The organism is Rhodococcus sp. AB351, from assembly GCF_049538275.1.
GTDB lineage: Bacteria > Actinomycetota > Actinomycetes > Mycobacteriales > Mycobacteriaceae > Rhodococcus.
Genome location: NZ_JBMVFW010000005.1, coordinates 285377 through 305334, shown reverse-complemented (window position 1 = coordinate 305334; position 19958 = coordinate 285377). Strand labels below are relative to the sequence as shown.

Here is a 19958-nt window from a genome sequence, read left to right as displayed (position 1 = left end):
GGAGGGTGCGGGCGAGCGTTCGGAACCCACATGGACGACATACCGATCGGGGACTTTCGGCGGACCCTGCCGCAGCGCATACCCCGCGCTACGGCTAGGTTCTACGTGAATGTCCGGAAGTTTCTCGTAGGTCTGAGCTTGAGAGGGATCCTTCGTGCCCGCTGAGAATGACACCAACCCCACCCTCAGCTACCCCGGTGGCGAACACACGATGTCGATCGCCAAGGCGACGGAAGGCAATGACGGTATCGAGCTGGGCAAGCTCCTCGCGGCGACCGGGTACACCACCCTCGACCCGGGTTTCGTCAACACCGCCTCCACGAAGTCGGCGATCACGTACATCGACGGCGAGAAGGGCATTCTGCGGTACCGCGGATACCCGATCGAGCAGCTCGCCGAGAAGTCGACGTTCATCGAGGTCAGCTACCTGCTGATCTACGGTGAGCTGCCGACCGCGGAGCAGCTCGAGGTCTTCACCGACAAGATCCGCCGCCACACCCTCCTGCACGAGGATCTCAAGCGGTTCTTCGACGGCTTCCCGCGCAACGCGCACCCGATGCCGGTCGTGTCGAGCGCGGTCAACGCCCTGTCGGCGTACTACCCCGACTCCCTCGATCCGGACGACTCCGAGCAGGTCGAGCTGTCGACGATCCGTCTGCTCGCCAAGCTGCCGACCATCGCGGCCTACGCCTACAAGAAGTCGGTCGGCCAGCCCTTCCTCTACCCCGACAACTCGCTGTCGCTGGTCGAGAACTTCCTGCGCATGACCTTCGGCTTCCCGGCCGAGCCCTACGAGATCGATCCCGAAATCGCTCAGGCGCTCGACATGCTGCTCATCCTGCACGCCGATCACGAGCAGAACTGCTCGACGTCGACGGTGCGCCTCGTCGGTTCCTCCGACGCCAACCTCTTCACGTCCATCTCGGGCGGCATCAACGCACTGTGGGGCCCGCTGCACGGCGGCGCCAACCAGGCCGTGCTCGAGATGCTCGACGGCATCCAGAAGTCCGACGGCGACGTCAAGGACTTCGTCCGCAAGGTCAAGAACAAGGAAGACGGCGTGAAGCTCATGGGCTTCGGGCACCGCGTCTACCGCAACTACGACCCGCGGGCCGCGATCGTCAAGAAGACCGCCGACCGCATCCTCAAGAAGCTCGGTGCGGGCGACGAACTGCTCGAGATCGCCATGAAGCTCGAAGAGGCCGCCCTCACGGACGACTACTTCATCGAGCGCAAGCTGTACCCGAACGTCGACTTCTACACGGGCCTGATCTACCGTGCGATGGGCTTCCCGGACCGCATGTTCACCGTGCTGTTCGCCCTGGGTCGCCTGCCCGGCTGGATCGCGCACTGGCGTGAGATGCACTCGGACCCGACCCTGAAGATCGGCCGTCCGCGTCAGATCTACACCGGTTACACCGAGCGCCCGTACACGTCCCTCGAGGAGCGCTGAACCTCGTAGCGACCGGAAAGATCGACCGAATCCCGACGAGGAGACACGCATGACAAAGCCCGAAATCGAGTTCCAGGAGGGCCCCGCCCCCACCCAGTTGGTCATCAAGGACCTGGTGGTCGGCGAAGGTGCCGAAGCGGAGCCCGGATCGAAGGTCGAAGTCCACTACGTCGGGGTCGAGTTCGATACCGGTGAAGAGTTCGACTCGTCGTGGAGCCGTGGTGAGTCCATCACCTTCCCGCTGTCCGGTCTGATCGCCGGTTGGCAGGAGGGCATCCCGGGCATGAAGGTCGGCGGCCGTCGCCAGCTGACCATCCCGCCGGAGCTCGCCTACGGTCCCGCCGGATCGGGCCACCGCCTGTCGGGCAAGACGCTGGTGTTCATCATCGACCTGCTCGCCGTGCAGGTGCCGCCGGAGGTTCCGACGGTCGAGCCGGCAACCGGCCCGGCGCCCGCCGATCTCGTCATCGAGGACATCACCATCGGTGACGGCGACGAAGCGCAGCCCGGCGGCGTGGTCGACGTGCACTACCACGGGGTCGAGTACGACACCAACGACGTGTTCGACTCGTCGTTCGCTCGTGGCGACTCCGTCCGCTTCCCGCTCGGACGCCTGATCCCGGGCTGGCAGGAAGGCATTCCGGGCATGCGCGTCGGTGGACGTCGCAAGCTCACGGTGCCCCCGCAGCTCGCGTACGGACCGGCCGGTTCCGGGCATCCGCTCGGAGGCAAGACGCTGGTCTTCGTGATCGATCTGCTCGGCGTCGGATAACCCGACCCGCAACGACATTCGAGGCCCGCAACACCGGTGAGACCGCCGGGGTTGCGGGCCTCGTCGTCGTTCGGTGCCCGGCCGGCTCAGTTGCGGGACGCCCCGAGCATCGACAACGCGAGGTCGACGTAGTTGCGGGCCAGATCGTCGACGCCCACACGGCCGGGCCGGTACCAGCGGGCGACGTCGATCCCCAGCGACAGGATCGCCAGGGCTGCGGTGGGTACGTCGCCGACCCGGAACGCGCCGCTGTCGACGCCCGAGGAGATGACCTCCCGGACCACGGCGTCGGTGCGTCTGCGGATCTCCGCGATCTCGCGGTAGTGCTCCTCCGAGAGCGCATGCAGTTCGTACTGCGCCACCCGGCAGGTGGTGTGGTGCACGGCGTGGATCCGCACGAAGCGATCGACGATGGCGCGGATCCGCTCGATCGGGTCGGTGGAACTCGAAGCGGCGCTCTCGACCTCCTCGAGGACGTGGAGGTGCCCGTTGCGGCCGGCCTCGAAGAGCACGGCCTCCTTGGACGGGAAGTGCACGTAGAGCGCCGCGGGACTCAATCCTGCGCCGACGGAGATGTCGCGGGTCGTGGTCGCGTGGTAGCCGCGGCGTGCGAAGGACTCCACCGCGGACGCGACCAGCCGACGTGCGACCTCGGATCCACCGCCTGGGAGCGCTGCGGCGAGAGAGGCGTCGGGGGTCTGCTCGGGTGTGTCGGTCACGGGGTCCGTCCTGCGGGTCGCGGAGAAGGCGTCGTTGACATCATGCACCGTCGTTGGTCTACTGAGTGAGCGCTTAGTTCGTTCCTGCTGAGTTCGTTCCTGCTGCGGCCGATATCCGAGTCGCCCGAAAGGATCCTCGATGCCCTCTCCCGTACTGTCCCGCCGCGACCTGGACTTCCTCCTGTACGACTGGCTCGACATCGAGTCCCTCACCGCGCGGAGTCGGTTCGCCGAGCACTCCCGGGAGACCTTCGACGCCGTGCTCGACCTGAGCGCCGACATCGCCACGAAGCACTTCGCGACCCACAACAAGAAGGGCGACGCCCAGGAACCCCGCATCGGCGAGGACGGTCGCGTCGAGATCATCCCCGAGGTCAAGGACGCGCTCGACCTGTTCTGCAAGGCGGGACTCCTCGCCGGCGGGTTCGACGAGGAGCACGGCGGCATGCAACTGCCGGTCACCGTGCAGCGCGCATCGATGGCATGGTTCCAGGCCGCGAACGCCGGCACCTCGGCCTATCCCTTCCTCACCGCCGCCAACGCGAGCCTGCTGGTCACCCACGGCAGCGACGAGCAGATCGAGACGTTCGTGCCGCCGATGCTCGAGGGCCGCTTCTTCGGCACCATGTGCCTGTCCGAACCGCAGGCCGGTTCGTCGCTCGCCGACATCACCACGAGGGCCGTGCCCGCCGCGGACGGCACCTACCGGCTGACCGGCACCAAGATGTGGATCTCCGGCGGCGACCACGAACTCACCGAGAACATCGTCCACCTCGTCCTCGCCAAGATCCCCGGCGGGCCGGACGGGGTGAAGGGCATCTCGCTGTTCATCGTCCCGAAGTTCCTCGTCGAGGCCGACGGCACGCTCGGCGAACGCAACGACGTCGCCCTCGTCGGCCTCAACCACAAGATGGGCAACCGCGGCACCACCAACACCCTGCTCAACTTCGGCGAGGGCGTCCACACCCCCGGCGGCGAGGCCGGGGCGGTCGGCTACCTGCTCGGTGAGCCGCACAAGGGCCTGTCGTACATGTTCCACATGATGAACGAGGCCCGGATCGGCGTCGGCTTCCTCGCCACCTCCCTCGGCTACGCCGGGTACCTGCAGTCGCTCGACTACGCCCGTACCCGCGCGCAGGGCCGGCCGCTCGGCGCGAAGGATCCGGCCTCGCCGCAGGTGCCGCTCGTCGAACACGCCGATGTGCGCCGAATGCTGTTGGCGCAGAAGTCCTATGTCGAAGGCGCGCTCGCGCTGGGACTGTACTGCTCGAAGCTCGTCGACGTGCAGCGCACCGCCGAGAGCGACGACGAACGGACCCGCGCCGGTCTGCTGCTGGACCTGCTCACCCCCATCGCGAAGTCCTGGCCGTCGCAGTGGTGCCTCGAGGCCAACAGCCTCGCCATCCAGGTGCTCGGCGGCTACGGCTACACCCGCGAGTTCGACGTCGAGCAGTTCTACCGCGACAACCGCCTCAATCCCATTCACGAAGGCACGCACGGTATCCAGGGTCTCGACCTGCTCGGCCGCAAGGTGATCATGCAGGGCGGTGCCGCTCTCGCGCTGCTCGGCGAAGCGGTGGGCGAGACGATCGCGCGGGCGACTCAGGCCGGGGGCGACGCCGCCGCCTACGCCCAGCAGCTGGGTGCGGCCGTCGCTCGCGTCGCGGAGACCACCGCGACACTGTGGTCCACCGGCGATCCCGCTGTGGCCCTCGCCAACTCGTCGGTCTACCTCGAAGCCGTCGGGCACGTCGTGGTGGCGTGGATGTGGCTCGAACAGCTCCTCGCCGTGGGCGACCGCGAGGGCGACTTCTTCGACGGGAAGCGCGCCGCCGCACGCTATTTCTTCCGTTTCGAATTGCCCAGGACCGGACCGCAGTTCGATCTGCTCGCAAGCCTCGACCGCACGACCCTCGACGTGTCACCGTCGGTTCTGTAGCGACACATTCCAGGTGACCGTCAACGACCCGCCGACCGGTAGCGCATGCCACCGGTCGGCGTGGTCGTCGAAGGTGTCGACGATCCGGTCGACCACCGGGGTGACATCGTGTGCGGACACATATGCCGGAAGGCTCTGCGCCAGACCGCGTCGCACCTCCCAGACGGGAACGGCGATGCGCGCCAATTCCTCCGACCTGATCATGTCGGCCTCCGCGCGCGGCGGCATTGCATGCTTCTTCGCCTTGCGGCGTCGGCCCGCGCGGGTGCGTTCCGCGTTGTCGGCGGGCCAGAACAGGCCGTTGTCGCCCGCGGCCAGCTGCCCGAAGACGCCGAGTTCGATCCCCGCCTCCTTCTCGACCAGCAGATGTACGAGGTCGTGGGGGAGATAGGGGTGACCGCCCGGGCCGTTGCGCGGAGCAAGCTCCGGACCGGTGTCGCGGTGCACCGCGATCTCGTACCCGATGCCGGGACCCTTCGTGAAGACGACGCGCATGCTCGTCACGTTAGGCCCCGCGGGCAGAGGATCGCATCCGATTTTCAGGCGGACGCGCGCTCGACGAGCAACGACAGGGCGTGACGCACCGTCTTCGCGAGCACATCCTGGGGGTCACCGTCGAAGCGCTGCTCCTCGCTGTGGGTGCCGTCCGGACCGGTCGTCGCGAAGCAGACCGTGCCCGGCGGGCGGCCGTCCTGCGGGTCCGGTCCACCGGCGCCGCTCACGGCGACGACGATGTCCGCGCCCAGGAGACGAGAGGTGCTCTCCGCCATCGTGCGGGCCGCGCTCTCGGATACGACCGGACCTTCAGGAACCTCGAGCAGGCCGTACTTGACCTCGCGCGAGTACGCGACGATGCCACCGCGGAACCAGTCGGAGCTGCCCTTCGCGGCACCCAGGCGGGCTGCGAGCGTGCCCGCGGTGAGCGACTCCGCGCAGCCGAGCGTCAGCTCCTTGTCGGAGGCGAGCTGAGCCAGCTGCTCGATCAACTCGTCGGAGGTGTCCGTCCCCTCCACCACGTCGTCATCGGCCATGCGTGTCTCCTTCCAGAGCATCGGGTCGCACCCAGCGGGTGAGCAGGGTGCCGTCGTCGTCGCACACGAGGTGCGCACGTCGCAGGGGTGTCAGAGCGGCCGTCGGCGAGTGCGCGATACGCGCGGCGTTGCCGGCGGCCAGGACCGGAGCCCAGGTCAGGCACAGTTCGTCGACGACGCCGTCCTCGATCATGCGGCCGAACAGATTCGGTCCGCCCTCGCACAGCACCCGGAACCATCCGGCCTCGCCGATCGCCGCGAGCAGAGAGGGCCCGTCGATCACCGCGTCGGCGATGACGCGGACGTCGCCTCCGGCGGCCTCGACCGCGCGCCGGGCGGCCTCGGGGGCCCGTGCGGTCGTCAAGACCACGGGCGGGATCGTCGTGTCCGTGAACAGCCGCAGGTCGGTCGGCAGGTCGCACGAGGCCGTCACCACTGCGATCGGCGGTATCGGAGCGAGTCCGGCCTCCTCGCGGCGCGCACGCAGGGCCTCGCCGGTCCGGGCGCCGCCGTAGTTCTCGGCCCGCACGGTGCCCGCGCCCACGAGGATCACGTCGGCGAGTTCGCGCAGCAGCCCGAAGACCTTCTTGTCGGCGGGCGAGCCGAGGGCGCCGGATCGTCCCTCGACCGCCACGGCTCCGTCGAGGGAGGACACGAAGTTGATCCGCATCCACGGCCGGGACAGGTCGTCGGGGTAGGCGTAGAGAGCGCGCAGCGCCGTGTCGTCCACGTGCTGCGCCGCATCGGTGCCGTCGAGTCGTCGCATGTCGCCGATCAGACCACTCCCGCCCGCCGGATGCACGTCACGCGCCGTGCCCGGCGTCGAGATCGCCCACGGACTTGAAGGTCATGAGGCGGTCCAGGTCGCCGCGGAGCTCACCGCGTTCGGGTTCGAGGAGGAAACCGCCGTGGTCACCGGTCGTGAACGTCTCGAGGATCCGGCCGACGAACCACGCGCGCGGACCGTCCAGCACTGGCAGGCCGTGGGGTCCCTCGCGCCACGCGCAGCGGTCGAACTTGTCGATGTCGTCGCCGGTGTGCTCACCGAACAGCGCTGCCAGTTCGCGGTCGTCCGGGGTCAGGACGTGCACGGCGAGGTGTTTCGTCTTCGACGCCACCCGGTAGGTCCGGTTCTTGTTCGACAGCGCCACCAGGAAGCGGGCCGGATCGATCGCGGACTGGGTCGCGAAGCCGATTAGGCAACCGCTGCGTTCCTCACCGTCGAATGCGGTGACGATGAACATCGGGTAGTCGAGCTGCGAGGCGATGTCCGCGAAACCGTCGGCGGAACCTTCGAGTGGGGTGTCGGCCATGAGCCGAATCGTACGGCCGTGCCCCCGCCCCGGCGGGAGTTCGGTACACGTGCGCCTGTGAGTTTGGTCTACGAGTGAGGTGGGGTACCCGCCGCAGTATGGACGCCGAGCACAGAGGTGACGGATCGTCGGGTGCCACCCTCGCCCCCGACGACCCGCGCAAACCCGACTCACCGACCGATCTGTCCAAGCCGTCGTGGAAGTACGTGCTGCGCAGGACGATTCGGGAGTTCAGCCGGGATCAGTGCACCGATCTCGCCGCCGCGCTGACGTACTACGCCGTCCTGTCGCTGTTCCCCGCGCTGCTCGTCGTGGTCTCGTTGCTCGGCGTGTTCGGCCAGGGACAGACGACGGTCGACACCGTGCTCGGCATGGTCGAGGACCTCGGCCCGTCCTCCGCCGTCGACACCCTCCGGGGCCCGATCGAACAGCTCGTGTCCGCACCGACAGCCGGATTCGCCCTGGTCGTCGGTATTCTCGGCGCGCTGTGGTCGGCCTCGGGATATGTCGGCGCCTTCGGCCGCGCCATGAACCGGATCTACGAGATCGAAGAGGGCCGGCCCGTCTGGAAGCTGCGCCCGCTGATGCTGCTGATCACCGCTGTGGCCCTGGTGGCCGCCGGGGCGACCGCCCTGATGCTCGTGATCAGCGGCCCGGTCGCACGCACGATCGGCGACGTCATCGGCCTCGGCGACACCGCCGTGACGGTGTGGAACATCGTCAAGTGGCCCGTGATGCTTGCACTGGTGGTCATGATCGTCGCGGTGCTGTACTACGCGACGCCCAACGTGTCGCAGCCGAAGTTCCGTTGGGTCAGCCTGGGGTCGCTCATCGCGATCGTCGTGTGGATCGTGGCCTCGGTGGCATTCGCCTTCTACGTCTCGAATTTCGGTAGCTACAACAAGACCTACGGCTCACTCGCCGGCGCGGTGATCTTCCTGCTGTGGTTGTGGATCACCAATCTGGCCCTGTTGTTCGGCGCCGAGTTCGACGCCGAGATGGAGCGTGGCCGTCAGCTGCAGGCCGGTATGCCTGCCGAGAAGACACTGCAACTGCCCGAACGTGATTCGCGCGCGAGCGAGAAGAACGCCGCCAAGCTGGAAGAACTCGTCGAGCACGGGCGCAGGCTGCGTGAAGCCCACAGCACCGACAACCCCGACGGCTCCCCCGGAGAGGCGGCCGACCCCGTGGGCCCTACCGTGCCCACGACGGAAAGGAATCCGCGATGACGACACCCACCGGTAATGCACGCCCCGTGGCCGAACAACCGAAGAACCTGTCCACGGTAGAGCTCACCGAGCGACTCACCGAACAGGTCTCGACCCTGGTTCGGACCGAGGTCTCGCACGCGCTCGAGGAGGTCAAGTCCAAGGGCACCCGCATCGGTGTGGGCGTGGGGATCTCGGGTGCGGGAGCGATCCTGTTGTTCCTCGGTCTGGCGACGCTGATCGCGACGGCGGTGCTCGGCCTCGCCACGGCCGTCGAACCGTGGCTCGCGGCTCTGATCGTCGCGCTCGTGGTGCTCGCCGTCGGTGGCATCCTCGCCGCGGTCGGGGCCTCGAAGGCGAAGAACGCCGCACCGCCCGTGCCGGAACGCACGGTCGCCAGTGTCCGCGCCGACATCGACGCCGCGAAGGGAGCAACGAAGTGACCGCATCCGACAACGGTGGTCGTCCGGACGAGGTGGCCGACATCGAACGTCAACGGGCCGAACTCGCCGCGACCGTCGGCGAACTCACCGACAGGCTCGACGTGCCCACCCGGGTCAAGCAGTCCGCGGCCGAACGCGCCGAGGAGGTCCGCAACCGGCCCGATCTGATCGCGGTGGCCGGAGGAGTCGTCGCGGCCGTGCTCGTGTTGGTGCTCGTGAGGCGCCGACGACGGAAGTGACCTGAATGCAATGCACTCGGCGGACGGAGACGAGGTCTCCGTCCGCCGATCCGTGCGGGTCGGGGTCGGTCAGCCGCCGAGCTGTTCCTTCAGCGCGTCGAGCACGGCGGGGTCCTCGATCGTCGACGGCACGGTGTACTCCTCGTGGTCGGCGATCTGCCGCATGGTCTTGCGGAGGATCTTGCCGGAGCGCGTCTTCGGCAGGGCCTGGACCACCGTCACGTCGCGGAAGGTCGCGACCGCACCGATCTGGTCGCGGACCATCGTGACGAGTTCCTGACGCAGGGTCTCGGGATCGATCTCCACACCGGCCTTGAGCACCACGTAGCCCGACGGACGCTGGCCCTTCAGTTCGTCGCGGATGCCCACCACGGCGCATTCGGCGACGGCGGGATGCGACGCCACCACGGCCTCCATGCTGCCGGTCGAGAGCCGGTGCCCGGCCACGTTGATCACGTCGTCGGACCGGCCGAGGACGAAGACGTAGCCGTCCTCGTCGACGTAGCCCGAGTCGCCGGTGAGGTAGTAGCCGGGGAAGGTGTCGAGGTACGAGCGGCGATACCGGTCGTCGTCCTGCCACAGGCCGGCGAGCGTGCCCGGCGGCAACGGCAGGCGGATGACGATGTTGCCCTCGGTGTTCGGATCGACGGGCTTGCCTTCTCCGTCGACGATCTCGACCCGGTATCCCGGGACGGGGACGGTGGGGGAGCCGGCCTTGAGCGGCATCGCCTCGAGGCCGCGCAAGTTGGCGGCGATCGCCCAGCCCGTCTCGGTCTGCCACCAGTGGTCGACGACCGGGCGGTCGAGCACCTTCGTCGCCCAGTGGTAGGTGTCGGGGTCGAGGCGCTCACCGGCGGCGAAGAGCGTCTGCAGCGAGTCGATGGGGTACTTCTTCAATTCCTCGGCGTTCGGATCCGCCTTGCGCACAGCGCGAATCGCAGTGGGGGCGGTGAACAGGGCCTTGACGCCGTTCTCGGCGATGATCCGCCAGAACGCACCCGCATCGGGGGTGCCGACGGGCTTGCCCTCGTACATCACCGTCGTCGCACCGACCAGCAGCGGACCGTAGACGATGTAGGAGTGGCCGACCACCCAGCCCACATCGGAGGCGGTCCACCACACGTCGCCCGGGTCGATGTCGTAGATGTTGCGCATCGACCACGTCAGGGCCACGGCGTGCCCACCGTTGTCGCGGACCACGCCCTTCGGCTTCCCGGTGGTGCCGGAGGTGTAGAGGATGTAGAGCGGGTCGGTCGCCGCGACCGTCACGGGCTCGGCAGGGGCGGCGTCGGCGCACAGTTCGTCCCAGTCGAACCACGCCGCCGAGGACGTCTGGTAATCGGCCGCGGAGCCGGGGATCTGCTCGCGGTTCTTCACGATCACGGTGTGCGGCGGGGTCGGCGACAGACCGATCGCCTGCTCGACGATCGGCAGGTACTCGATGGTGCGGCCGGGTTCGAGACCACCGGAAGCAGTGACGAGCACGACCGGCGTGGCGTCGTCGATGCGGGTCGCGAGTTCCTTCGCGGCGAACCCGCCGAACACCACCGAGTGCACCGCCCCGATGCGGGCGCAGGCGAGCATCGCGATGGCGGCCTCGGGGATCATCGGCATGTAGACGATCACGCGGTCGCCGGCCGCGACACCCTGGTCGCGCAGCACACCGGCGAACTTCGCGACCTCGTCGAGCAGTTCGGCGTAGGTGTAGGTGCGCTTGGCCGGGACCATCGCCGAATCCCAGATCAGGGCCGGGCGGTCGCCGTTCCCGGCGTCCACGTGCCGGTCGAGGGCGTTGACGCTGGTGTTCAGGGTGCCGTCCGGGAACCACTTGTACGACGGTGCCGCCGAGTCGTCGAGGGCTCGCGTCGGCGCGCTCTCCCACTCGACCGCGCGGGCGGCCTCGAGCCAGAATCCCTCCGGATCCTCGGTGCTCCGGCGGAACGCCTCCTCGTACGAGCCCATCGTTCGTGTCCTTCCTCGACGGCGGTTGTGGCCCGAACCACTCTATGTGACCTGCAAGGGGGTGGCTGCAGGTCTGCGTCGGACGGACACAACCACGCGACGAACGGACGAAGTGCCTACCCTGAGCCGCATGACCTCGATCGCGGAAGACCTGCTGCTCCTGCTTCTCGACGACGAATCGGGAAAGCCTGTCGTCGACGGAGTGAAGTTGCCCCGCGTCCTCGCGGGTGCGGTGCTCCTCCAACTCGCCCTCGACGACGTGGTGGCGGTCGACGCGGAGGGCAAGCAGGTGAAGAAGGGGCGGATCGCGATACGCACCGAGGCACGACCCGCCGATCCGATCCTCGCCGAGGCGGTCGAGCGGCTCGGCTCGGGCAGGCCGCTGAAACCGACGGCGGCCATCGAGAAATTGCAGAAGGGCCTGCAGGAGAAGCTTCTCGCTCGGGTCGTCGAGCAGGGCTGGGTCTCGGAGGAGCGCGGGAAGATCCTCGGGGTGTTCCCGACGAAGAAGTGGCCCGCGATCGATTCCACCCACGAGCAGCGCGTCCGCGACCTGATCCGCGCGGCGTTGATCGACGGCCTGACCCCGGAGCCACGCACCGCGGCGCTGATCGCGCTGCTGTCGGCCGCGGATGCGGCGCCGAAGGTGTTCCCGGACGCCGACAAGCGGGCAGTGAAGAAACGGGCGAAGGAGATCGCGCAGGGCGAGTGGGCGGCCAAGGCGGTGCGTGACGCCGTCGCGTCCGTCAACGCGGCCATGATGGCCGCCGTCGCGGCCGGCGGAGCGGTGGCGGGTTCGAGTTGATCCGGATCGCGCCGGCGACGGTCAGGAGGGCAGGCCGAGATTCCGGTACCGCTCGATCCGTCGCCGGCAGCGGTCCTCCGCGGGCTCGTCGGTGAGGATCGCGAGTTCGCGGGCCACCGCGGCACCGATCCGCTTGACGAACGAGACCGGTTCCTCGGTGGCGTCCGGATGCTCGGGGACGACCGCGTCGACGACACCGTTGCGCAGCAGGTCGCGGGAGCGGATCCCCTGATCGTGCGCCATGGCCGGTGCGTGGGTGGTGTCGCGGTGCACGATCGCGCTGGCACCTTCGGGCGGGAGCGGGGCGAGCCAGCCGTGCTGTGCGCACAGCACCCGGTCGGCGGGCAGAAGGGCGAGCGCGCCGCCGCCGGTTCCCTGACCGAGCAGCACCGACACCGTCGGGGTGGGCAGGGTGACGAGATCGGCGAGGCAGCGGGCGATCTCGGGTGCGAGCCCGCGCTCCTCGGCCTCCTTCGACAACGAGGCACCGAGGGTGTCGATGACGAGCACGAGCGGCAGGCGCAGTTCGTCGGCGAGACGCATCGCGCGGCGGGCCTCGCGCAGTGCTCCCGGCCCCATCGTGCGTTCGGGTGACTGTCCCGCGCGGTCCTGGCCGAACATCACGCACGACACGCCCCGGAACCGGGCGAGGGAGAGCAGGACGGTGCGATCGGATTCGCCCTCACCGGTCCCGGACAAGGGGACCTGCGCGGAGGCGGCGTGACGCAGCAACTGCCGGATACCGGGCCGTTCGGGCCGTCGGCTGAGCATCACCGACTGCCAGGCCGGGATGTCGGGCACGTCGTCGACGGTGGTGATCGCCGGACTCGACGTCACCTCGGGCCGGTTGCCCTCGACGAGTACGCGCAGCAACCGGTGCACGACCTGCCGCACACCGCCGAGGGGCACGACCCCGTCGATCACGCCTTTGCGGTACAGGTTCTCCGCGGTCTGGACGTCCTCGGGGAAGTTCTCCTGGTAGAGCGCCTTGTAGACGCGCGGGCCGAGGAACCCGACGAGCGCGCCGGGTTCGGCGGCGGTGACGTGCCCGAGCGACCCCCACGACGCGAACACCCCACCGGTCGTCGGGTTGCGCAGGTACACGAGATAGCCGAGGTGGGCGGCCTTGTGTGCGGCGACGGCGGCGGCGATCTTCACCATCTGCACGAAGGCGAGGGTGCCCTCCTGCATGCGGGTGCCACCCGAGGTGGGCGACGCGAGCAGAGGTAGTCCCTCGGCGGTCGCACGCTCGACGGCAGTGACGATGCGCTCGGCGGCGGCGACACCGATCGAGCCTGCGAGGAAGGAGAATTCGCACACGATCAGAGCGACCCGGCGGCCGTGGACGGTGCCCGAACCGGTGAGCACGGATTCGTCGACCCCGGACTTCTCGGCGGCCCGCTCCAGATCGGCGAGGTACTTCTCGCCCGCCCCGACATCGATCGGCGGAACGTCCCAGGAGACGAAGCTTCCCGGGTCGAGCACCTTGTCGATGAACTCCTGCGCCGAGATCCTGCCACCGGCCACGTCGCCTCCACCTGTCCTCGTCCGTCGAGGTCAACCTATAACGGCGCGAACGAGGGGGAGGACATGTGCGTGTTCTTGCGACACACCGCACATATCCTCCCCCTCGTTGCGGGATCGGCTATCGGCCGAGCGCTTCCTTCCACGTGACCGTCCGGCCGATGCGCAGGATCGACCGCTGGTAGATGCGCGCGGCGATCACGCTGAGCACCGCGATGGCAGCGACCATCAGCGCGATGGTGCCGACGATCTGCACCGGCGTGGCCACCCCTGCCGCGATGCGCAGCGGCATGAGGATCGCCGAGAACGGCGGGATCCAGCTCAGCGTGGTGCTCCATCCCGCCTCGGGATCGTCGACCGACGAGAACGCCGCGAAGAACATCGCGAGGATCAGCATCACCAGCGGACCCGAGGTGGAGTTGACGTCCTCCTGCCGCGACACCATCGACCCCGCCGCCGCGTAGAGGACGGCGAAGAACGCGAAGCCGAGCACGAACCAGCCGAGGGTGCCGGCGAGCACGCCGAGGGCGGTACCGGTGATCGTGAGGGTGTCGGTGGCGAGCGCCGTGCCGACACCGACCACACCGTAGGCGGTGAGCTGCAGGAGCCCGACCGCGCCGATGCCGACGATCTTGCCCCACAACAACTGCAGCGGACGCAGCGTGGACAGCAGCAGTTCGACGACCCGCGAGGACTTCTCCTCGACGACACCCATCGCGACGTACATGCCGAACATCAGGATCTGCATGTACAGCAGGACCACGGCGATGATCGAGAGGATGATGCGTTGTCCCTGTTCGGGATCCGGCGGGTCGAGGGCCTCGACGGTCACGGTCGCCGCGGACACGTCGGCCGCGACCGCGGCGGGATCGACGCCACGGTCGGTCAGCGCGGCGACCTGGGCCTGCTGCACGACAGCGGCCTCGACGACCGCGCGGACGTCGGTGTCGAGTTCCGATTCGGTGATCGCCGTGACGGACGCTCCGTCGCCGGGGACGAGCGCGACGTCGAGATCACCGGAGGACACCTGCTCGCGGGCGGTGGCGGCGTCGGGAACGCCGGAGACCTCGAGCGGAGTGCCGACGGTCTCGCCGAGCGATTCGATCGTCGTCTGCAGCGCGGGTGCGCCCACCACTCCGACGGTGGGCCGGTCGTCGTCGCCGCCGGACAGGACCGAGGTGGCGACGATGCCGACGACGATCGCGACGAGGATGATCGCGTTGCTGATCAGGAAGCTCTTCTTCCGGACCTGCGTGACGAACTCGCGAGACGCGACGAGACCGACCGCGCGGGCGTTGCTCAACGGGGCGCTCATGCGGAAACCACCTCTCGGAACAGCTCGGTCAGGGATGGGCGTCGGAGCGAGAACTCGTGGACCGGGCCGGTGGCCAGGGCCGCCTTGAGGATCAGCTGGTCGTCGGCGCCGGGGGTGATGGTGAGCACGGTGCGCTCGTCCCCGTACTCGGCGTGCGTGACGCCCGGCAGACCGTGCGCCCAGCCTCGGGGTGCCTGCGGCGCGTGGACGACGAGGAGCGCGTCGCCCTTGGACCGCAGGTCGTCGACGGTGCCCACGGCGCGCATCCGGCCGGCGCCGATGATGCCCACGCGGTCGCACAGGCGCTGGACCAGGTCGAGCTGGTGGCTCGAGAACACCACCGGCACACCTTCTTTCGCCTTCTCGAGCAGGACGTCGCTCATGACGTCGACCGCCACCGGGTCGAGGCCGGAGAACGGCTCGTCGAGGACGAGGACCGTCGGGTCGTGCACGAGGGCCGCGGCGAGCTGTACGCGCTGCTGGTTGCCGAGCGACAGGGCGTCGACGGTGTCGCCGAGACGTTCGGCGATGCCGAGCCGCTCGGTCCACCGCTGCACCGCCTCCGACGCCTCCGACTTCGAAAGGCCGTGCAGCCGAGCGAGATAGGACAGTTGCTTGCCGACCTTCATCTTCGGATACAGGCCGCGTTCCTCGGGCATGTACCCGATGTTGCGGCGCATCTCGAGGTCGACCGGCTTCCCGTCGATGCGGACCTCGCCGGAGTCGGCGGCCAGGACGCCGAGGGTGATCCGCATAGTGGTGGTCTTGCCGGCGCCGTTGCTGCCGACGAAACCGAACAATTCGCCGGGGCGGACTTCGAAACTCACGCCGTCGAGAGCGACCGTGTCGCCGTAGCGCTTCGAGAGATTGTCGATCGTCAGTGTCACAGCAGGTCCTCCGGATCGTCGTCGGGGCGGGTCCAGGCGAGCAGAACGGCGGGCAGGCAACCGCTGAACAGGATCGAGGCGAGTGCGAACCCACCCATCGAGTACGCGAGGGCCTGGTGGTCGAGGGAGTCGATCGAGGCGCCGAAGAGCAGGACGAAGATGGGGACCAGCAGAAGCGCCTGTGCCACCGACAATCCGATCGAACGAGCGCTGTTGCGTTCGGTGATCTCGCGTTCGTCGAGGGCGTGGCGGGGCGCGTCGGACTGTCTCCCCGACACGATCTGCAGGCAGGTCCACGCGGGAAGGAACGCGAGAACGACCGGCAGCCACACCAGGGAGACCATGATCGTGAAGTACGACGCGACGGCGGTGACGAACATAGCGCCGATGAGTGCGACCACTGTGCCGGCGAGGATGCGACGGCGATGTTGCGTGCGCCAGTTCGGCAGCCACCCGGAGGTGAGCTTCTCGTTCTCGAGGAACCGGCGGGTGCGGTAGTGCTCGTAACGGTCGATCAGTGAGGCGGTGGACACGTCAGGCCTCCTTTCGAGGCTTGTACAGCTCGGTCGACAACGGCGTGAACTCGGTACGGGAGAAGACGGCTTCGACCGGCAGTCCGAAGACATCGCAGATACGGAAGGCCAGATCGAGGCTCGGGTAGTGGTCGCCTCGTTCCAGGGCGCCGACGGTCTGCGGGTTCACCTCGACGAGTTCGGCCAGTTGCGCGCGGCTCAGTCCGCGTTCCGCGCGCAGGACGCGGATGCGGTTGTAGATGGGGAGAGCTTCCCCACGACGTACCGGACTCATGGAACAAAGTGTTGTGAAAACCCAACGCTTTGTCAATGGGAGAGGATGGATCGATATGTCGTAGTGTTGTCAGTCGTCGTCGGCGAAACCGCGGAGACGGTCGAGTTCGCGGCGTTCCTTCTTCGTCGGACGGCCCGCCCCGCGGTCGCGGCGGGGGAGCGCCGCGAGGATCTCCTTCGGTGGAGGCGGGGGACTGTGATCGATGTAGGCGGTCGCGGCGATCGGTGCACCCACGCGCTTGTTCACGAGCTGGGTGACTTCGACGATCTTCTCCGTTCCGTGCGCGCGTACGCGGACCTCGGCTCCGATCGTCACCGGCGTCGACGGCTTGGCCGTCACACCGTCGACGCGGACGTGCCCGGCGCGGCACGCGCTCGCCGCGGCGGACCGGGTCTTGAACAGCCGGACCGACCACGTCCAGCTGTCCACGCGCACGCTTCCACCCATCTACATCAACTCCTCGCTCAGCTTCCCGTCGTCGAGCATCCATCGACGTGTCGTCCGTGTGGTCTCCAGCATGCGGCGATCGTGCGTGATCAGCAGTAGGGTTCCCTCGAAACTGTCGACGGCCTGCTCGAGTTGCTCGATCGCCGGCAGATCCAGGTGGTTGGTGGGTTCGTCGAGCACCAGCAGATTGACGCCGCGTGCCTGCAGCAGTGCGAGTCCCGCGCGGGTGCGTTCGCCCGGCGACAGCGACGACGCCGTCCGCAGGACGTGGTGCCCTTTGAGGGCGAACTTCGCCAGCAGGGTCCGCACGTCGGCGTCCGGCCAGTCGGGCACGTTGCGTCCGAACGCCTCGACCAGCGGTTCGTCCCCCTCGAACAGGCTGCGGGCCTGATCGATCTCGCCGACGAGAACACCCGACCCCAGCGACGCGCGACCGGTATCCGGTTCGATCGTGCCGAGCAGCAACCGAAGCAGCGTAGACTTCCCGGCGCCGTTCGGGCCGGTGACGACGATGCGGTCGCCCCACTCGACCTGCGTGGTGATCGGCCCGAGGACGAAGTCGCCCCGCCGGACGACGACCTCGTCGAGGGTTACGACCACCGTGCCGCTGCGCGGGGCGGCGGCGATGGACATGCGCAGTTCCCATTCCTTGCGCGGCTCCTCGACGACGTCGAGCCGCTCGATGCGCCGCTGCGTTTGACGCGCCTTCGCCGCCTGCTTCTCGGTGGCCTCCGCGCGATGCTTGCGTCCGATCTTGTCGTTGTCCTTGGACTTGCGGCGCGCGTTGCGGACGCCGTGTTCGAGCCAGTTGCGTTGCATCCGGGCGCGTTCCTCGAGCTGCGCTTTGGTGTCGGCGAACTCCTCGTACTGCTCACGCGCGTGTCGGCGCGCCACCTCGCGCTCGACGAGATACGCCTCGTACCCACCCTCGTAGACCGAGATCTGCTGCTGCACGGGATCGAGTTCGACGATGCCCGTCACCGTGCGCGCGAGGAATTCGCGGTCGTGGCTGACGACCACCAATGCCGTGCGTGTCTCGTCCACGAAGCGTTCGAGTCGTTCGAGGCCGGCCAGATCCAGGTCGTTCGTCGGTTCGTCGAGCAGGAGCACGTCGTAGCGCGACAGCAGCAGTGCCGCCAGCCCGGCGCGGGCGGCCTGGCCACCGGAGAGCGCCGTCATCGGAGCGTCGAGGCCCGCTTCCAGGCCGAGGTCGTCGATCACCTTCTCGGCGCGCTCGGCGAGGTCGGCCCCGCCGAGCGCCAGCCACCGTTCGAGCGCCGGGGTGTACTCGTCCTCGTCGGAGTCGCCGAGTCGCTCGGCGGCGTCGTTCATGACGCGTTCGGCCTCGGCGACACCGGTGCGCCGGGAGAGGAAGCCGAGGATCGTCTCGCCCGGCACCCGCTCGGGTTCCTGCGCGAGATAGCCGATCGTGGCGTCGGGCGGGCTGAGGATCACCGAGCCGGTGACATCGGCGTCGCCCACCCCCGCGAGGGTCGTGAGCAGCGTCGATTTCCCGGCGCCGTTGGCGCCCACGAGGCCGATCACGTCGCCCGGTGCGACGGTGAGATCGAGTCCGTCGAACAGGACACGTTCCCCGCGGGAGGCCGACAGGCCGTTGATACGAAGTGTTGCGCTCACGCTCCGAGTATCCCGGGTGCGACGAATCCGAGGTCCGGCGCGGGTCGGTACCGGCCACGAGCGGCCCCTCAGCCGCCGCACTCCGCGGGCACGATCCCATCGTCGCCCACCGGGACGGCGTCGAGTGGATTGTCGATCTCGTCGCGCCGCGTCCGGGCCGCGACGATCACGATCACCGCGGCGACGGCCGGCACCAACCCGGCGATCGCGAAGGTCGGCGCGAGCCCGACCGTGAGGGCCAGCGGCCCGGCCACGGCCATGGACAGCGGCATGAACACGATCGAGACGAAGAAGTCGAGACTCGAGACCCGACCGAGCAGGTGCGCGGGCACCCGCCGTTGCAGCAGCGTTCCCCACACGACGGATCCGGCGTTGAACAGCGCGCCGACGACGAACACCGCGGCGATCATGATCGGTACCGACCCGGAGACCCCGATGACGGCGAGGGGGACGCAGCCCAGCCCCCACATCAGAAGCGGGACGGTGAGATAGCGCCTCGGCAGCCGCAGCGACGCCACGAGCATCGACCCGACTGCCCCACCGACACCGAAACCGGCCATCACCATCGCGTGCTGCAACGGCCCGCCCCCGGTCGCCTCGCGGATCGCGAACGGGATCAGCACCTCGATCGGTCCCAGCACGCAGAAGACCGCGACGGACCCGAACAGGAGCGTTCCGAGCAACCACCGCGTGCGCACGGTGAACCGCACACCCTCCGCGAGATCGTCGAGCACGGAACGGAATCTGCTCGACCCTCCGGTCCGCGTGTCGTCGCAGCGGACCACGGTCGGGTGCATCGCGAGGATGCACAATGCCCCGACCACCTCGAGGAGCGCGACGGTGCACATGGCGACGGCGGGGGACGAGGCCGCCACGACGGCGCTCGCCGCCGCCGGACCAGCCGCCTGCACGAGCGTCGGCCGGAGCACACCCTCGACACCGTTGGCGGCGAGCAGGTCCTGCGGCGGGACGATGGACGGCAACAGTGCCGAATAGGCCGGGAACTGGACACCGTTGGCGAGCCCGAGTGCGAAACCCACGACGGTGAGATGCCAGAAGGCGATCGATCCGTTCACGGCGAGCGCAGCCGTCACCGCGACCAGCACCGCCCGGACGATGTACGTCGCGAGGAGCAGGGTGCGCTGCGGGATCCGATCGGCGAGCACACCCCCGAGAAGTGCGACGAGGAGCATGCCCACGGCAGGCCCCACTGCGACCGAGGACAGTTCGGCCGGACCGCCACCCATCTCGACGACCTGCCACACCACCGCGATGAGCCAGGTGCCCACGGACAGCAGTCCCGCGGCGAGCGCCAGGATCAGCAGGCGGTACTGCGGATGAGCGAACGGCCGCACGGGTCCGCGCGCCAGGCGCGGACGCCGGTGCGTCGGTGATGCGGTGTGGTTGCTCATCGCGTTCCCCCGGTCGTCGGACGGTCCGATGAGATCTTGCGACC

General features: G+C 68.7%; 21 protein-coding genes and 1 pseudogene. 8 read left to right on the top strand and 14 right to left on the bottom strand.

The genetic code is table 11. The features are described from left to right. Positions 1-154 precede the first annotated feature (154 nt). From ACPCXD_RS13835 to ACPCXD_RS13825, 3 genes and pseudogenes are all read left to right on the top strand, one after another. Positions 155-1453: a citrate synthase gene (locus tag ACPCXD_RS13835; RefSeq protein WP_016694482.1), complete on the top strand. Its 1299-nt coding sequence runs from the start codon at positions 155-157 to the stop codon at positions 1451-1453. Positions 1454-1502: 49 nt separating this feature from the next. Next, positions 1503-1853: pseudogene (locus tag ACPCXD_RS13830) on the top strand (FKBP-type peptidyl-prolyl cis-trans isomerase); the annotation flags it as partial. A gap of 6 nt (positions 1854-1859) precedes the next feature. Continuing rightward, positions 1860-2225: an FKBP-type peptidyl-prolyl cis-trans isomerase gene (locus ACPCXD_RS13825; RefSeq protein ID WP_039958015.1), complete on the top strand. Its 366-nt coding sequence runs from the start codon at positions 1860-1862 to the stop codon at positions 2223-2225. 86 nt (positions 2226-2311) lie between these two features. Here the strand turns inward: ACPCXD_RS13825 and ACPCXD_RS13820 are convergent, their stop codons facing one another. Continuing rightward, entirely contained in the window at positions 2312-2944 is a 633-nt protein-coding gene (locus ACPCXD_RS13820; protein ID WP_390889807.1) for a TetR/AcrR family transcriptional regulator, read from the bottom strand. Positions 2945-3083: 139 nt separating this feature from the next. Here ACPCXD_RS13820 and ACPCXD_RS13815 point away from each other — a divergent pair, with 139 nt between their 5' ends. Next, on the top strand, positions 3084-4883 hold the full coding sequence (locus tag ACPCXD_RS13815; protein WP_016694485.1) for an acyl-CoA dehydrogenase: 1800 nt from the start codon (positions 3084-3086) through the stop codon (positions 4881-4883). Here the strand turns inward: ACPCXD_RS13815 and ACPCXD_RS13810 are convergent. From ACPCXD_RS13810 to ACPCXD_RS13795, 4 genes are read right to left on the bottom strand one after another with little or no spacing between them, the layout of a single operon-like run. Next, complete coding sequence (locus ACPCXD_RS13810) at positions 4866-5378, bottom strand: hypothetical protein (protein ID WP_186455328.1); 513 nt, start codon at positions 5376-5378, stop codon at positions 4866-4868. The genes ACPCXD_RS13815 and ACPCXD_RS13810 overlap by 18 nt on opposite strands. A gap of 44 nt (positions 5379-5422) precedes the next feature. Further along, the gene (locus ACPCXD_RS13805) at positions 5423-5914 is read right to left on the bottom strand and encodes a CinA family protein (RefSeq protein ID WP_106200558.1); all 492 of its coding nucleotides are present in this window, start codon (positions 5912-5914) and stop codon (positions 5423-5425) included. Next, positions 5904-6680, bottom strand: a complete 777-nt coding sequence (locus ACPCXD_RS13800) for a pyrimidine reductase family protein (RefSeq protein WP_186455327.1) — start codon at positions 6678-6680, stop codon at positions 5904-5906. Before ACPCXD_RS13800 ends, ACPCXD_RS13805 begins: the two co-directional genes overlap by 11 nt. 37 nt (positions 6681-6717) lie before the next feature. Next, a complete protein-coding gene (locus ACPCXD_RS13795) occupies positions 6718-7227 on the bottom strand; it encodes a flavin reductase family protein (protein ID WP_106200556.1) in 510 nt (169 codons plus the stop codon). A gap of 98 nt (positions 7228-7325) precedes the next feature. On the opposite strand from ACPCXD_RS13795, the gene ACPCXD_RS13790 reads away from it, so the two are divergent. Genes ACPCXD_RS13790 through ACPCXD_RS13780 form a run of 3 tightly spaced genes read left to right on the top strand, consistent with a single transcriptional unit; the run spans position 7326 to position 9117 of the window. Continuing rightward, on the top strand, positions 7326-8456 hold the full coding sequence (locus tag ACPCXD_RS13790) for a YihY/virulence factor BrkB family protein (protein ID WP_106200555.1): 1131 nt from the start codon (positions 7326-7328) through the stop codon (positions 8454-8456). Further along, a complete protein-coding gene (locus tag ACPCXD_RS13785) occupies positions 8453-8878 on the top strand; it encodes a phage holin family protein (RefSeq protein ID WP_060652009.1) in 426 nt (141 codons plus the stop codon). Before ACPCXD_RS13790 ends, ACPCXD_RS13785 begins: the two co-directional genes overlap by 4 nt. Further along, complete coding sequence (locus tag ACPCXD_RS13780; protein ID WP_120281568.1) at positions 8875-9117, top strand: DUF3618 domain-containing protein; 243 nt, start codon at positions 8875-8877, stop codon at positions 9115-9117. The genes ACPCXD_RS13785 and ACPCXD_RS13780 overlap by 4 nt, the downstream gene beginning before the upstream one ends. Before the next feature lie 69 nt (positions 9118-9186). On the opposite strand, the gene ACPCXD_RS13775 is transcribed toward ACPCXD_RS13780, so the two are convergent. After that, a complete protein-coding gene (locus ACPCXD_RS13775; protein WP_229567287.1) occupies positions 9187-11079 on the bottom strand; it encodes a propionyl-CoA synthetase in 1893 nt (630 codons plus the stop codon). A 130-nt stretch (positions 11080-11209) separates the two neighbouring features. Between ACPCXD_RS13775 and ACPCXD_RS13770 the strand changes: the two genes are divergently transcribed. Then, complete coding sequence (locus ACPCXD_RS13770) at positions 11210-11884, top strand: GOLPH3/VPS74 family protein (protein WP_145693455.1); 675 nt, start codon at positions 11210-11212, stop codon at positions 11882-11884. A 21-nt stretch (positions 11885-11905) separates the two neighbouring features. Here the strand turns inward: ACPCXD_RS13770 and ACPCXD_RS13765 are convergent, their stop codons facing one another. The 8 genes from ACPCXD_RS13765 to ACPCXD_RS13730 form a co-directional block, all read right to left on the bottom strand. Then, positions 11906-13411 (bottom strand): carboxyl transferase domain-containing protein, encoded by a 1506-nt coding sequence (locus ACPCXD_RS13765; RefSeq protein WP_145693454.1) that lies wholly within the window; start codon positions 13409-13411, stop codon positions 11906-11908. 118 nt (positions 13412-13529) lie between these two features. Beyond that, the gene (locus tag ACPCXD_RS13760) at positions 13530-14723 is read right to left on the bottom strand and encodes an ABC transporter permease (RefSeq protein ID WP_088897797.1); all 1194 of its coding nucleotides are present in this window, start codon (positions 14721-14723) and stop codon (positions 13530-13532) included. Further along, entirely contained in the window at positions 14720-15610 is an 891-nt protein-coding gene (locus tag ACPCXD_RS13755) for an ABC transporter ATP-binding protein (protein WP_423659957.1), read from the bottom strand. The genes ACPCXD_RS13760 and ACPCXD_RS13755 overlap by 4 nt, the downstream gene beginning before the upstream one ends. Next, positions 15607-16143 carry a hypothetical protein gene (locus ACPCXD_RS13750; protein WP_088897795.1) on the bottom strand — a complete coding sequence of 179 codons (537 nt, stop codon included), beginning with the start codon at positions 16141-16143 and terminating at the stop codon, positions 15607-15609. Before ACPCXD_RS13750 ends, ACPCXD_RS13755 begins: the two co-directional genes overlap by 4 nt. Before the next feature lies 1 nt (position 16144). Beyond that, entirely contained in the window at positions 16145-16417 is a 273-nt protein-coding gene (locus tag ACPCXD_RS13745; RefSeq protein ID WP_145693452.1) for a helix-turn-helix transcriptional regulator, read from the bottom strand. 69 nt (positions 16418-16486) lie between these two features. Next, positions 16487-16864, bottom strand: coding sequence for an Hsp15 family ribosome-associated heat shock protein (gene hslR, locus ACPCXD_RS13740; RefSeq protein ID WP_006551630.1), 378 nt, complete (start codon positions 16862-16864; stop codon positions 16487-16489). Beyond that, positions 16865-18502, bottom strand: coding sequence for an ABC-F family ATP-binding cassette domain-containing protein (locus ACPCXD_RS13735; protein WP_423659953.1), 1638 nt, complete (start codon positions 18500-18502; stop codon positions 16865-16867). A gap of 68 nt (positions 18503-18570) precedes the next feature. Next, positions 18571-19914 (bottom strand): MFS transporter, encoded by a 1344-nt coding sequence (locus tag ACPCXD_RS13730; RefSeq protein WP_229567292.1) that lies wholly within the window; start codon positions 19912-19914, stop codon positions 18571-18573. Positions 19915-19958: the final 44 nt, after the last annotated feature.